Genomic DNA, 14,342 nt, shown 5'->3' with positions numbered 1-14,342 from the left:
ACAGGAATAAACAATTACCATTATTGGTTGAAAAGAGCTTTTCTTATACCCCATTCAAGACCACGAAGCTCTGCCAATCCCCTTAAACGACCAATACCTGAATACCCTGGATTGGTCTTTTTACGTAAATCGTCCAGCATTTTGTGACCATGATCGGGACGCATTGGCATACGAAGATCTTTTCTTCCTTCCGATTTACGTTTTTCGTGTTCGGTAATCAAGGCTTTCATAACATTGAACATATCTACATCGCCTTCCAAATGGTTTGCTTCATGAAAATTACCATTGCTATCCCTTTGGGTACTGCGAAGGTGGATAAAATGTATGCGACTGCCTAAACGTTCCACCATACCGGGAAGGTCATTATCCTTACGGACACCAAAAGACCCTGTGCAGAATGTGAGTCCGTTATTCGGACTATCAACAGCCTTATATAGCTCTACAATATCCTGTTCGGTACTCACCACACGTGGCAAGCCTAAAATAGGATGAGGAGGGTCATCGGGATGTATACACATTAAAACCCCTGCTTTTTCGGCGGCTGGGATGATATGTTCCAAAAATTCGAATAAATGCTTTTTCAACCTTACCTCATCAATAGCATCATACGTTGCTAAAATGGTGTTGAATTCTTCCAAGGAATATCCTTCTTCGGCACCCGGAAGTCCTGCAATAATATTATTCGTAAGTTGCTGTTTTCCTTCTTCGGTCAAATTTTCAAAATAATCCTTTGCGGCAACTACTTCCTGTTCCGTATAGGTTTCCTTTGCACCAGGCCGTTTCAACAAAAACAATTCAAAAGCCGCAAAAGCGACAGCTTCAAATCGCAAGGCCCTGGAACCATCCTTTACCTCATAGTCAAGATCGGTCCTTGTCCAATCCAACACGGGCATAAAGTTATAGCATACAATGTCTATCCCACATTCCCCTAAATTCAAAAGGGTTTGCTTATAATTATCGACATATTGCATATACCCTTCGGTTTGGGTCTTTATGGCCTCGTGGATGGGCACACTCTCAACGACCGACCATGTGAGTCCAGCAGCTTCTATTTCCTTTTTCCTTTTTGTGATTTCCGAAACCGTCCATACCTGTCCGTTCGGAACATGATGCAAGGCAGTAACCACTCCCGTTGCACCCGCCTGTCTAATATCTGATAGGGATACTGGGTCGTTTGGCCCATACCATCTCCAAGTCTGTTCTAAAGTCATTCGTATTATTATTCTATATTATTAAACACCACTAAAAGCACTAAAACCTCCATCTATGGGCACAACAACACCTGTAACAAAGGAGGCGCCTTTATCACTCAGCCATAAAGCAGTGCTTATCAAATCCTCGGGCTCTCCAAAACGTCCCATGGGTGTTTGGCCTATAATCGTATTCCCCCTTGGGGTCAAAGCCCCGTCTGCCCCTAACAATAAGGCCCTGTTTTGATCCGTTAGGAAAAAACCTGGAGCCAAGGCATTTACACGTATCCCAACTTTGGAAAAATGCACTGCCAACCATTGGGTGAAGTTAGAGACCGCAGCTTTTGCCCCACTATAGGCTGGAATTTTCGTTAAAGGTGTAAAGGCATTCATGGAGGAAATATTCAGGATACTACAATCCTTTCTTCCAACCATGTCCTTGGCAAATACCTGAGTGGGCAATAGCGTTCCTATAAAATTTAAATTGAAAGTGAACTGGATACCGTTAACATCCAAATCAAAAAAAGTTTTAAAGCCTTCCGTTGTTTTGAGTAAATCCTTTTCTTCCAAATAAGGTTCGCTTGTGGTTCCCGAAGGATGGTTGCCCCCGGCACCATTGACTAAAATATCACACGGTCCCAATTGACTATTGACTTCTTTTTTTGCCAATTCGAGGGATTCTTTCTCCAATACATTGGCAACCAAACTTATAGCGGTACCTCCTTGACCATTGATCTCATCAGCTACTTTATCAGCGGCCTCTTTTTTTAGGTCCAAAACCGCAATTTTATGACCTTCTTTAGCAAAGGCCTTGGCCAATGCACTTATTAGAACCCCACCGGCGCCCGTTAACACAATTACTTTTTTCTCCATTTTCAAATTCATTAATTTTATTCTTATAAAGATCAACTATAAAAACGTAAGCTTCCCCCAAATTTCTTGGTTTTAAACCAAACATACTAATCATTTGCCTCGATAATTGTACACAAAAGGGATAATTGAGTCCATTTTTACGCCTATAAAATTACGGAATGCATTTATTCTATCCATCCTGTAATATCTTGTTTATTGTTAGAAAAGAATAGAATGGTCATAATTTATGTAATATGTTTCATTTTGCTAAGAACCATACATTAGCAAATGCAGTATTTGCTGTTTTGTAGACTAAAGCACCCACTCGAGACTACCTTCTAGAATAGCAATGATTTCAATGAACAGGGATTGTCTTCAACGAATTGAAGATATCTTAGGATAAGATAATGATGACAACAGTTAAGTAGCGGGTTTTTCTTAAAAATAAGACAACAATGCCAAGACACCATTATAGGAAATAACACATGAAAAAAAGAAGGCCGCGAACAAACCTAGATTGATCATTATGTTCGTCCGGTATCCCTTCATGATTTTTTTATTATTGATAAGCAATAGTATTCCCAATATCACTATGGGCAGTACAAAGACATTAAAAACCTGCGACAATATCTGCATTTCGATAGGATTCGCCCCAAATACGGGAACAATCAACGCGAAGAGACATGCTATTCCTGTAATGACCCTAAATTGACGGGAATTCGTATCCAATTCCCCTGACTGATAATCCGCCACTAAGATAGGTGCAATCAATAAACATGGGAAGATGGAAGAAAGTCCTGCACTCAATGTACCAAAAAAGAACAAGGTCAATGCAAATTTACCGGCAACGGGCTCCAGTGTATTCACCATATCCAAAACTTCGGTCACGGGTTGCCCTTGATGAAAAAGTGCCCCACTTGCGACCGCCATGACCGACCCGCTAATGATAAACACCAGAATAGCAGCGGTTATGGCATCCCTTTTTTGCTGCTTGAGATTCTTGATTGTCCAACCTTTACCTTTAACGAAAAGTGGTCTTGACAAAAAGGTTGCCGCTGCCATGGTCGTACCCACAAATGCCGCCACCATCATTTTGCCCCCTTCCACCTCTGGCACCGAAGGAACCAATCCTTGTACTACCTCAATTGGGAGCGGATACACCAAGAAAAGGGATACGATGAAGGACAACCCCATTATGGTAACAAAAATCACTAGAATCTTTTCGAAAAACGTGTATTTACCTACCAAAAGAAGGGCATACATGATTGCAATGACAGCAATAGCCACAATCAACACCGTCTCGTATTTAAAACCGGCCAGTTGAGGAAAATAGATCAAGAAAATCTCGTAGATGATATTGGCGGAAATGCCAAGAATCCCCATTAACGAATTCCATTGACCAAAAGAAATGCCGATAATGATCAAAATAGCCAATAGTTTACCCCCTTTAATATGCTTTTTAAAAGCATAGAGCGCCGTCTCACCGGTCAGCAAGGCATAATTCCCATAAACGTACATTAGGAGTCCAGAGAAAACACAACTGATCAGCAACACCCACAATAGTTGCATACCATAGGTACTCCCCGCTACGATCATCGAAGTAACACTACCTGTACCTATGGTATACCCTATGGCAAAAATACCTGGACCGAAAGCCAATACCAAAGCAAGCAATTGTTTAATCCACGAACTACTGGCATTTGACTTCTCCATACTATTATTATTTTCTAACTTCGTTAATGGTTTTCAAGGCTTCCTTTACTGAATTTTCCAAACCTTTATAATCCCGATTGGCCAACACATCCTTACTGATCAATTGGGATCCCATACCAACACAGGTAACACCCGCATCGAACCAACCTTTAAGATTTGCGGTTTCGGTCGAAACACCCCCTGTAGGCATCACACTAGTCCATGGTTGCGGACCTTTAATGGCCTTTACGAACCCTGGTCCATAGGTTGAACCTGGGAACAACTTAACAATCTCACATCCTAATTCCTCTGCCCTGTTGATTTCGGTCAAAGAACCGCAACCAGGTGACCAAAGTACTTTTCTACGGTTACAGGCTATCGCTATATCTTCACGTAGTGATGGTGTAACAATAAAATTCGCACCTAATTGCATGTATAGGGAAGCCGCCCCTGCATCGGTAATGGAACCGACCCCCATAATCATTCCAGGAAGCTCTGCGATGGCATATTTGTTCAGTTCACCAAATATCTCAAAGGCAAAATCGCCCCTACTGGTGAACTCCATCAATCGCGCGCCACCGTCATAACACGCCTTAAGTACTTTTTTACCAAGTTCAATATCCGGATGATAAAACAAAGGGACCATGCCTGTTTCCTTCATCACCGATGCCACTTCAATTCTTGAATATTGTGCCATATTTTTATTTTATTTTTCGTTTAATATTTTTTTAAAATCATAGGCTGAAGGATTCTCTACAAACTTCCTTGCAGCCTCATAATCACTTGGCTTTAAATAATCCAAGTTTTGAAAACACAGATTTGCAAATTCAGATTCGATATCTACCAAACGCGGCGGTATTTTACCATTCGCATCCTGCATATCCGATAAAAAGAGTGGTGTTATTTCCCCCCGGGAGTTCGCGCTTACCATACAGCCACTAAGCCCTTGGTCATATAGTTTCTTTACCCCGATTCCCAGCAGGGTACACAACGTAAGATCAAACCCAATTGGGCGGCAACATCGTAGTTCATACCCCAATTCTACCGGTCTACTTTTAACATTCAACCCAAGTTTTTCCAATTCTTTTTGGAGAAGCACATTGAGAATATGGGATTTACTCACATTCCCTAGTTCGGGATGGCCATGGTCATCATAGGTGAAATTTATACCAATTTTATCCAGCTCTGATTTTGGCATGGAATGAAAAACACCTTCGCTCACCATTGCCACACCATACTTGATACCCTTTACTTTTCTTTTGACTATTGATGAAATAATCAATCGGATTACCTTATCGAGGGTAAGGTCTGTATTATTGAACATTTCCGGGATGACCATCATCGGAAAGTGGCAGCTTGTGGCAATACCAAATGCCAGATGACCTGCCGATCGTCCCATGGCGCACATTACAAACCAATTTTGACTGGTACGGGCATCCTCATAGGTCGTGTTGCCTATTCGCACACCCTCATCCTTTGCGGAATGAAACCCAAAAGTGGGATTCCGATCGGGCAAAGGCAAATCATTATCAATGGTTTTGGGAACATGGATATTGGAAATCAATATATTTTCCCTTTCTAGGTAGGAGGTAATCCTATTGGCAGTAGAGGCAGTGTCATCACCACCAATACTGACCAATAGTTTTACATTGTTCTCCAAAAAAAGGTTAGTGTTTAGCTTTTCATTTCCTGGTTTGAACCTACTCATAACCAAGGTGGAGCCACCTCGGCTAAAGATTCTATCGGCATGATCAAAATCAAACTCCTTAATTTCCGGGTTTTCACTGAAAATACCTTTAAAACCTTCATGTAAACCTAAGACCCTGTAACCATCCTTTAAAAAAACCTTGGCAACCGTACTGATAACTGAATTAATTCCAGGTGCAGGTCCCCCTCCACAAATAATCAATATAGATTTGCCCTTATCCATTTAAAAAATCATTATTTAGACCATAGTTATTCTACTTGGGTTATCTCGCAACCCTACCTGATGCATCACCACCCATAAGTTTTTCAACTTCGGCAACGGTGACCAAATTCGCATCACCTTTTATAGTATGTTTTAAACAGGATGCCGCCACGGCAAAATCCAAGGCATTCTGATCATCCTCAGGATATTTCAACAATCCATAGATCAAACCACCCATGAATGAATCGCCACCACCAACACGGTCTACGATATCGGTAATCTGGTATTGACGGGTCTCATACATCTTTTTACCATCGTACAAGACACCTGCCCATGTATTGTGGGAAGCGGAAATGGATCCACGAAGCGTGGTAATCACTTTTTTGGCACGTGGGAATTTCTCCATCATTTGCTTACATACCGACAAAAAGGCTTCTGCTTTTACATCATGCCCTTGGGTTTGTACCGAAATACCCTCTGGTTTAATCCCAAAATGCATCTCTGCATCCTCCTCATTACCGAGGATGATATCGCAATAGGAGGTTAGTTCGGTCATGATGGCCTCACGATCTCCCCCATAATTCCATAACTTCGCACGATAATTTAAATCGGTGGAAATGGTAATACCTTTTTCACTTGCGGCTTTGACCGCTTCAAGACATACATCCGCAGCCCCTTGTGAAATTGCAGGTGTAATCCCGGTCCAATGAAACCATTCAACCCCATCGAATACGGAATCCCAATCGATCATACCCGATTCTATTTCGCTAATAGCGGAATGGGCACGGTCATAAACGACCTTACTCCCTCTACTTACAGCTCCCGTTTCCAAGAAATAAATCCCCAAACGGTCACCTCCATAAACAATCTTATCGACCCCAACGCCACGCTTACGCATTTCCATAAGGGCGCATTCGCCGATGTCATTCTTTGGAAGTCTTGTAACGAAATCCACGGGAACCCCATAGTTCGCCAGAGAAACGGCAACATTGGATTCACCGCCCCCATAGACAACATCAAAACTATTTGTTTGAGAAAATCTTAAAAATCCAGGAGGTGCCAATCTCAGCATTATCTCTCCGAAAGTAACTACTTTTTTCATTCTATTCTTTTTGAAGTATTCCTAAATTAACTGAAGGCCAAACCTCCATTGATATCAACATTGTTTCCCGTGATGAAAGAAGCCTCATCAGAAGCCAGATAGGCCACTAGGTCAGCAACCTCGCCTGCTTTACCTTCCCTTCTTAATGGGGTTCCGGCAGCCACTTTGACCCGTATTTCATCTTTGGTAAAATCATCATGGAATTTAGTGGCGATCATTCCAGGACAAACCGAATTGATCCTAATTCCTTGTGGACCCAGTTCTTTTGCCCAAGATCTTGTCAAAGTCATAATCGCCCCTTTGGAGGACGCATAAAGGGATGACCCCGCACCACCACCATCACGACCCGCTTGGGAAGCAAAGTTTACGATTGATGACCCTTTACCCATTAATGGTTTAAAGGCCTGTGTCACAAAAACGGTTCCTTTAAAGTTTACGTTCATAACCAAATCGTAGAACTTTTCGTCTATTTCCTCAACAGTCTTTCGAGCAAATAAACCACCGGCAACATTGACCAGAATGTCAACCTTATCCCCAAAAGCTTCCTTGGTCTTGGCCACCATGTTGTCTATGTCTTTTTGTTTGGTCACATCACCATAAACAGTTATAGCTTCTCCTCCAACAGCCTCAATGGCTGCCTTGGTTTTATCCCCATCAGCTTCACTATCAAAATAATTGACTACAACCTTAGCTCCTTCCTTAGCCAATTTTACACATACTGCACGGCCAATATCCCTACCACCGCCAGTTACAACGGCAACTTTTCCTTTTAAATCCATTTGTTTTATCCTTTTTCAAGTTGATTGCTTTTACTGATGCAACCTTTTATAAAAACCACATCAGTAAAAGATCAACCTTAGTAATGATTTTATACAAATCAAACAAAACCAGTTTACTATATTTTAATCCTTTATGGCATGAAAAAATCCCTCACGCCATAAAAAACATGATGAATTTAGATACCTAAACCTTGTCCTCCACCAATTTGGATAGTTTCCGCTGTAATAAAGGAAGCATCATCGCTTACCAAAAATGAAATTACAGACGCTACTTCCTCAGGTTGCCCTAATCTTCCCAACAAAATATTGTTTTTCCATGAAGCGAATACTTCCGGTTTGGTCGATTTAATCTGGGCGTGGAAAGGTGTGTCAATTGTACCCGGAGATACGGCATTTACCCTAATTCCATATTCTGCAAGATCTTTTGCCAAGGCTCTGGTTATTGCATGAACACCCGCTTTGGATGTCCCGTATATACCTGCCCCTGGGCCTCCGGCATTCCACCCCGCAATCGAAGTGTAATTGATTATGGATGCATTCTCCCCTTTCTTAAGGAAAGGAATGGCAGCCCTTGAAGCAAAAAATGTGGAATCAAGGTTTAGAGCCATAACGAATCTGTAAAATTCGGTGGTCATTTCCTCAAACCGGGATCTTCCCCCTAAACCACCGGCATTGTTAACCAATACGTCGATTTTACCATATTTTTCCCCAATTTTATTGATATTGGAAGTTACCTCTTCTTCTTTGGTAACGTCAAACCCGTAATACTCTGCGGTAATTCCCTCGGCCTTAAGCTCTTCAACCCTTTTCGCTCCTTCCTCATCTTCGATACCGTTCAAAACCACGGTATACCCATCTTTTCCCAATCTTTTGGCCACTTGAAAACCAATACCTCCGGTAGCTCCTGTTATTACAGCTACTTTTCCTTTTAAATTGCTCATTTTTTAAAAATTTTATTATTTTATAATTCTGTTATTTTTCTACTGATTTAATATCCCTTGCGAAGTAATAAATGGCGCCGACACCTAGTGGCACAAACACTGCTATAACTATAAATATTGGGGTATATGAAACTTCTGCCACAATGGGCACCAAAAAGTTCATAATAATAACGGAGAAGACACCGATCATACCTCCCAAACCTGCCAAAGACCCAACGGATTTTCCACTGAATAAATCACTCGGTAGTGTTTGTACGTTACCAATGGCAAACTGAAATCCAAATAGGACCACGAATACAATGGAAACAAATCGTTCTGGCGTAGTCCCGAACAATACCGTTGAGACCAATCCGATCAACATTATTACCCCACCGATCAGAATGGTGGTTTTTCTACCTTTATCGATTGAATTTGTTCTTGCAATGATTTTACCAGACACATACCCACCAGCAATACTACCAATGGCCGCCCCTACGTAAGGCACCCATGCGAACATACCGACCTCTTTAACATTAAAACCGTATACATCGAATAGGTAGATTGGCATCCAACCCACAAAAAGCCACCATATGGGTTCAAGGAAAAATCTACTGACAACGATTGCCCATGATTCCTTATGGGAAAGTATTTCCTTTAGACTCAATCCTTTGGTGCCCTCCGTTGCATTTTGATCAGCTTCACTTTGTCCTTCCAAAATAAACTTTTGCTCTTCTTTGGTAATCCAAGGGTGTTTTTTCGGACCCGCCTTATTGACCAACAACCATGGTATGATCCATAAAATACCAAAGGAACCAACGACCATAAACGTAATCCTCCAGCCATAGGCTACAAATAGCATGGCTATAAAGGGAGGTGCGATTACCGACCCAATGGATGCACCGGCATTGAACAAACCTTGGGCGATTGCCCTTTCCTTGATAGGAAACCATTCGGCATTACTTTTAACCGCTCCAGGCCAGTTACCGGCTTCTGACAAACCTAAGGTACTTCTAAAAAACGCTATGGAGAACAATCCCCGAACCGTGGAATGCAAGAAGGAAGAAAGTCCCCAAATACCAATACTGATTACATAACCTATTCGAGTTCCTACCTTATCGAATAATTTTCCAGAAAAAAGCTGACCTAATGCATAGGCTACCATGAAAATATTCAATATTAAACTATAATCATTTTTCGTAAGCCCTAGTGATTGGGCGATAGACCCTTCCACATTTTCATTCCCCCACATTATTGAAAGTGCACTTCTATCGATATAATTTATTACTGTGGCTAAAAATATCAGGCCAATAATCACCCATCTTAATCCCTTAACTTTCATATTCAATTATTTTATTTATTGAGAATTAACTTAACTGAAACCACTTTAATACTACCCACGAAAATTGGCTGTGATGAAACCTCAAATTGTTTCGATTAAACCAAAGAACACCTAACCGTCCTTGAAGACAGCCATTCGATGTCTCGCGAACCAGAATCCGCAACTAATACCTGTACAAGTAAATAATCCTCTCTCGGTTGTTTGTAATTAAAAATGTGCGTAGTTCTATCTTTTCCGTTCTTATATATGATTCTATTCTATATTATAACAATACTCATAAAGCATCTTGAAATGAACTTTCATTTTTTCCTTGGCCAAAGTGGGATCTTGATTTTTTATCGCTTCATAGATGTCATTATGTTCTTGTATACCTAAAGCCGCCCTATTCACATTACATACATGATACTTTTCAAAATTCGTTATGATCTCAGGGGTAATGATCAACATGAATGTATTCATACTACTATTTCCACTGGCTTTCGCTATAGACAAATGAAACAACAAATCTTCCTGAACGGCATCTTCCCCGTTATTAACCTTAGCACTAAAAGCATCCAAGGCCTCTTTCATATGCTCCAAATCCTCTTCGGTTCGTCGTAAAGCCGCCAATCTACATGTTTTTAACTCCAGTAAAATCCGTGTCTCTACGAGGGATTTAAAATCCGGGGACTCCAGCTCCAATATATCCTTAAGCATTCCCTTCATGGCAATAGGACCAATATCGGCAATGAAAGTACCGCTCTGTGGTCTTGATTTCAATAAACCATAGAATTCCAATCTTTGAATGGCTTCCCTTAAACTGCTTCTACTAACCCCGAACTTTTCTGACAACATACGCTCTGACGGCAGTTTATCCCCTGGTTCTAAATTTTTAAAATCGATCAGGTCTCGGATTTTTGAGATAATTTCTTTTTGAACTTCTTTATTCTCAGATTTTGTAAGGACTTCTAACTTCATATTAACATTTTAACAAAATTGGTTAACCAGATTGGTCTGTTAAAATTAAACAATTAATTCAACATAAAATGAGTTCAAAATGTTCAAAAAACAATTATCCACATTGCTCCTTAAAATTTGGAGTACTGGTCCAAATAGGACCAGTACCACCAAAACTCAAACTAACTCAACTTACTAATCAAAACTTATATTTTAAAACAAATACCATTTCTGTTCTTTGTTCTCGATTATCAATGATCAACGGTCAATGCATAGTATTTCACCATTGCATATGATCCCTTGTCCTTGCTCTGAAAATAGTTTCCAGCCTTGAAATAATTTTCAAAAACACCCCATTTTTCCATATGGATATTTTCATACACCACGGAATCCTTTTCATTTAAAATTACCTCCAACCTACCCTCGGATGCTATTACCTCTAGGGTAAACTTTTTTGCCCCAACGGCCTCAGGAAATGTATATCCTTCATCATCGCCCCAAGCACTGGTATGTAAAATCTCCTCTTCAGAGGCTTTAAGTTTTTTTAAGACTTTCGTCTTAACCCTGATCTTGCCATTATGCCAGTAAATCTTAAGAATCGGCGGGGCATTATTATCATCTTGCCCTATCAATTCTTTCTGGGCATTGGACAACCTACCATGAATCTGCATAATAATGGTCCTATGGTATTTGCCATCCTTTGCCCTCGATATAACAGGAACGGATAATGTGCCTTTCATTCTTCCTCCTTGGACAAAAGTCCAATTAACATCATTCCTACCTGGAACCATTTGTTCCCGCAACTCTGTTCTGGAGTAAGAGGAATTGGCTGTCGATGAATTCGGATATGTCATAAACACCAAAGAAGCATCTTTAGGGTCATTATACATGAAATCTTTCAAGACCTCATTATTTGCATAATCCAAAATCTCTGGTGGTTCCACTTCCGTAGGATTACCCACAGGCAATGTCACCTTCCAATGACTCAGGTCTATATTAGGCAGTTTAGCTACCTGACCATCTTCACCTTCCAAAACATCACCATGACCAACAGCTGTTTTCCCATTGCCCTCTTCCCCCACTGAAGGACCGTGTGCCATAGTATTTTGACAATTGGCGTTCAATGAAAGTAGACCAACAAACAAAATGGCCGATATGTATTTGACTGACAATGAAATCATTTTTCTTTTGCTATTCGAAACTTAAATTATTCGGATGGATATACTTTGACGTTATCAATATATAGCTCATCGTTTGTTATCGCATAAATCCAAATTGAAATTTGCCCAGTGGCATTTGATGTGAATTGGCCGGTTAGAATCTTAAAATTACCTTTACCATTGGCAACATCACCAACAACTTGTACCAAAGGACCTGCCTCAGAACTAGCTACGGCATCGACACCATCACTAAACTGTCCATCCAAAATCTCAACAATTACCCGATCACCACCATCTATATCATCTTTATCCGTTTTAATCGCATGGCTGAATTCTACCACATAATTGGTATTGGGTGTAACCGTAATAGCTTGGTATGCATATCTTGTCGCTTCACTTACTAAAGGACCTGCAGATGTAGAACTCGTCCATTTTGCCCCAGGTGTTTTGGTAGCCCCGGATTCAGAGCCATCATAATTCAGGGGATCCCCATCACTACTACTATTGAAAGGACTTGTAGTTCCTCCGGTAAATGCCGCTATTTTCCAATCATCCTGACCCGCGGTGAAATCACCGTTTAGAATTTCAGGATCTATGGCAGCAGGCTCTTCAGGTTCTACGACCTCGATAGTTTGGGAATACGTACTGGTTGCATTCAGTTTATCCGTTGCGGTTAAAGTGACGGTATATGTACCCTCGGCAGGATATGTATTCAAACCGTCAACATCAGTTGAAGTATTACCATCACCAAAATCCCAAAAATAGTCCGTTGCACTGGAAGATGAATTTGCAAAAGTATACGTCAAATAATCATCGGTTACAGTAGCTGAAAAACTAGCACTTGGCGGTGTTTCATCTGTTTTGGAGTTCGCTTCCGCCAAATCATATTCCAAAGAGGAAATAGTAGGGTCGCACGATATCACAGAAAGTGAAACTATGGCTGTGAAGACCATCAATACCGAAGTATTGAATGGTCTTTTTATAAGTTTATTATATTTCATAATCATTGTTTTATGTTAATTGAATGCTTTTAGTATCCAGGATTTTGAGTAAGCATACCATTGCTCAAGTTAATCTCGTTCTGAGGTAATGGCAATAATAAATCAGAAGAAGAATACCCATAATTATTTGCTGTCGAGAAAGCAGACAATACAGATTCAGCTTGTCCAAAGCGCATTAAATCGAAAAGTCTCTGATTTTCAAAAGCAAGTTCAACCCTTCTTTCATCCAACAAATCTTGCTTTGTGATAAGACCCACAACATCGGTTAATCCCGCACGGTTCCTAACTTTCTGGAAGGAAGCCAAAGCATCTGGATCATTAGTTTCCTGTGCACCGGCCATAATCGCTTCTACATGCATTAACAATACGTCTGCAAGACGAAGAACAATCCAGTCGTTACCTGCCAATGTAGGATCTGAAGACACTGGATCAATACCTAAGTCTGCGTCTCCATTGGGTAAATATTTCACCACTTGGTATTGTCCGGCCTGACTGGGATCCGGCCTATAAGAATATGCCGTTCTGTTGCCCCCCAATAAATCCAAGGCAGCTACAGCCTCATCAGTAACATAATTCACACCACTGGTTCTACCCACGGCATTCAACCATTCTGCGGAAAAATTTTGGCTATCGCTATCTAAATCAGACACATAACCAACGGAAAATATGACCTCTGAATTCGTTTCATTATAGAAAACATCCTTAAAGTTATCTTCCAATTCATATCCGCTTCCTATTACATCCTCACAAAGTGAACGTGCTTCAGGATACTTACCCAATGTTAGGTAAACTTTTGCCAACAAACCTTGGGCAGCGGCTCTTGATGCCCGTGTTCTATATGAATTATCCAATGTCTCAATGGCCGTTAACAAGTCGCTAACGATTAATTCGTAGACGGTGGCCGATGCAACCCTTGCAAACTGGATGTCAGTCTCTAAGGGGGAAATCACTCTATCGACCAATGGAATATCCCCATACAACCTAACCAAATTAAAATAAGCATAGGCCCTAACAAATTTAGCCTCCCCTTCATAAGCAGCAGAAACACTAGCCTCATCAATGGCATCCAAATTGTCTAAAACCACATTGGCCCTATAGATGATATTATAAAAACTTGAATAATAATCTTTTACAATACCATTGGTAGCTTCCACATTATAGCTCTCAAATTGGGCTGATTCCCCTTCGCTACTTTTTGTACGTGTGTTATCACTTCGCATTTCAGTAAGATAAAACTCATACATTACACTGTGATTATCATCTGTGTCCGTTGAATTTGTCCCTTGAATACCATCATACATATTAATTACTGCGGTATATACCTCATCCGCATCGGAAAAATAACTATCGGCAGTGGTGCCCGAAGATGGTACTGGCTCTAAATAATCACTTTCACAGGATGAAACAACCACTCCTAACAAAAGCAATACTATAATCTTTATTTGTTTCATAATATTTGTAT

Annotated in this window: 13 protein-coding genes; all 13 read right to left on the bottom strand. The window is 40.7% G+C overall.

Annotation, left to right across the window (positions count from 1 at the left end):
• Positions 1–20: 20 nt before the first annotated feature.
• Positions 21–1,211, bottom strand: coding sequence for a mannonate dehydratase (gene uxuA, locus LX92_RS04160; RefSeq protein WP_109648986.1), 1,191 nt, complete (start codon positions 1,209–1,211; stop codon positions 21–23).
• 21 nt (positions 1,212–1,232) lie between these two features.
• A complete protein-coding gene (locus LX92_RS04155) occupies positions 1,233–2,063 on the bottom strand; it encodes an SDR family oxidoreductase (protein ID WP_244915919.1) in 831 nt (276 codons plus the stop codon).
• Between the two features lie 417 nt (positions 2,064–2,480).
• Positions 2,481–3,755, bottom strand: a complete 1,275-nt coding sequence (locus LX92_RS04150) for an Nramp family divalent metal transporter (RefSeq protein ID WP_109648984.1) — start codon at positions 3,753–3,755, stop codon at positions 2,481–2,483.
• A 7-nt stretch (positions 3,756–3,762) separates the two neighbouring features.
• On the bottom strand, positions 3,763–4,431 hold the full coding sequence (locus LX92_RS04145; protein ID WP_109648983.1) for a bifunctional 4-hydroxy-2-oxoglutarate aldolase/2-dehydro-3-deoxy-phosphogluconate aldolase: 669 nt from the start codon (positions 4,429–4,431) through the stop codon (positions 3,763–3,765).
• A 9-nt stretch (positions 4,432–4,440) separates the two neighbouring features.
• Entirely contained in the window at positions 4,441–5,664 is a 1,224-nt protein-coding gene (locus LX92_RS04140; protein ID WP_109648982.1) for a 6-phosphofructokinase, read from the bottom strand.
• A 40-nt stretch (positions 5,665–5,704) separates the two neighbouring features.
• Positions 5,705–6,745: a sugar kinase gene (locus tag LX92_RS04135; RefSeq protein WP_109648981.1), complete on the bottom strand. Its 1,041-nt coding sequence runs from the start codon at positions 6,743–6,745 to the stop codon at positions 5,705–5,707.
• A 26-nt stretch (positions 6,746–6,771) separates the two neighbouring features.
• Complete coding sequence (locus LX92_RS04130) at positions 6,772–7,524, bottom strand: SDR family NAD(P)-dependent oxidoreductase (RefSeq protein WP_109648980.1); 753 nt, start codon at positions 7,522–7,524, stop codon at positions 6,772–6,774.
• Positions 7,525–7,700: 176 nt separating this feature from the next.
• On the bottom strand, positions 7,701–8,465 hold the full coding sequence (locus LX92_RS04125; protein WP_109648979.1) for an SDR family NAD(P)-dependent oxidoreductase: 765 nt from the start codon (positions 8,463–8,465) through the stop codon (positions 7,701–7,703).
• Between the two features lie 31 nt (positions 8,466–8,496).
• Positions 8,497–9,783, bottom strand: a complete 1,287-nt coding sequence (locus LX92_RS04120; RefSeq protein WP_109648978.1) for an MFS transporter — start codon at positions 9,781–9,783, stop codon at positions 8,497–8,499.
• A 252-nt stretch (positions 9,784–10,035) separates the two neighbouring features.
• Positions 10,036–10,740 (bottom strand): FadR/GntR family transcriptional regulator, encoded by a 705-nt coding sequence (locus LX92_RS04115; RefSeq protein ID WP_109648977.1) that lies wholly within the window; start codon positions 10,738–10,740, stop codon positions 10,036–10,038.
• A gap of 230 nt (positions 10,741–10,970) precedes the next feature.
• Positions 10,971–11,897 carry a polysaccharide lyase family 7 protein gene (locus LX92_RS04110; protein ID WP_394340340.1) on the bottom strand — a complete coding sequence of 309 codons (927 nt, stop codon included), beginning with the start codon at positions 11,895–11,897 and terminating at the stop codon, positions 10,971–10,973.
• A 29-nt stretch (positions 11,898–11,926) separates the two neighbouring features.
• On the bottom strand, positions 11,927–12,880 hold the full coding sequence (locus LX92_RS04105) for a PKD domain-containing protein (protein ID WP_170117786.1): 954 nt from the start codon (positions 12,878–12,880) through the stop codon (positions 11,927–11,929).
• Between the two features lie 29 nt (positions 12,881–12,909).
• The gene (locus LX92_RS04100; RefSeq protein ID WP_109649073.1) at positions 12,910–14,331 is read right to left on the bottom strand and encodes a RagB/SusD family nutrient uptake outer membrane protein; all 1,422 of its coding nucleotides are present in this window, start codon (positions 14,329–14,331) and stop codon (positions 12,910–12,912) included.
• Positions 14,332–14,342 lie beyond the last annotated feature (11 nt).

Source organism: Maribacter polysiphoniae (assembly GCF_003148665.1).
Taxonomy (GTDB): Bacteria; Bacteroidota; Bacteroidia; order Flavobacteriales; family Flavobacteriaceae; genus Maribacter_A; species Maribacter_A polysiphoniae.
This window is presented reverse-complemented; position numbering and strand designations above follow the sequence as displayed.

What these genes read in the sequence shown, in the direction of transcription:
- uxuA (WP_109648986.1), bottom strand. Translation starts at nt 1,211, where the DNA reads ATGACTTTAGAACAGACTTGGAGATGGTATGGGCCAAACGACCCAGTA.
- LX92_RS04155 (WP_244915919.1), bottom strand. Translation starts at nt 2,063, where the DNA reads ATGGAGAAAAAAGTAATTGTGTTAACGGGCGCCGGTGGGGTTCTAATA.
- LX92_RS04150 (WP_109648984.1), bottom strand. Translation starts at nt 3,755, where the DNA reads ATGGAGAAGTCAAATGCCAGTAGTTCGTGGATTAAACAATTGCTTGCT.
- LX92_RS04145 (WP_109648983.1), bottom strand. Translation starts at nt 4,431, where the DNA reads ATGGCACAATATTCAAGAATTGAAGTGGCATCGGTGATGAAGGAAACA.
- LX92_RS04140 (WP_109648982.1), bottom strand. Translation starts at nt 5,664, where the DNA reads ATGGATAAGGGCAAATCTATATTGATTATTTGTGGAGGGGGACCTGCA.
- LX92_RS04135 (WP_109648981.1), bottom strand. Translation starts at nt 6,745, where the DNA reads ATGAAAAAAGTAGTTACTTTCGGAGAGATAATGCTGAGATTGGCACCT.
- LX92_RS04130 (WP_109648980.1), bottom strand. Translation starts at nt 7,524, where the DNA reads ATGGATTTAAAAGGAAAAGTTGCCGTTGTAACTGGCGGTGGTAGGGAT.
- LX92_RS04125 (WP_109648979.1), bottom strand. Translation starts at nt 8,465, where the DNA reads ATGAGCAATTTAAAAGGAAAAGTAGCTGTAATAACAGGAGCTACCGGA.
- LX92_RS04120 (WP_109648978.1), bottom strand. Translation starts at nt 9,783, where the DNA reads ATGAAAGTTAAGGGATTAAGATGGGTGATTATTGGCCTGATATTTTTA.
- LX92_RS04115 (WP_109648977.1), bottom strand. Translation starts at nt 10,740, where the DNA reads ATGAAGTTAGAAGTCCTTACAAAATCTGAGAATAAAGAAGTTCAAAAA.
- LX92_RS04105 (WP_170117786.1), bottom strand. Translation starts at nt 12,880, where the DNA reads ATGAAATATAATAAACTTATAAAAAGACCATTCAATACTTCGGTATTG.
- LX92_RS04100 (WP_109649073.1), bottom strand. Translation starts at nt 14,331, where the DNA reads ATGAAACAAATAAAGATTATAGTATTGCTTTTGTTAGGAGTGGTTGTT.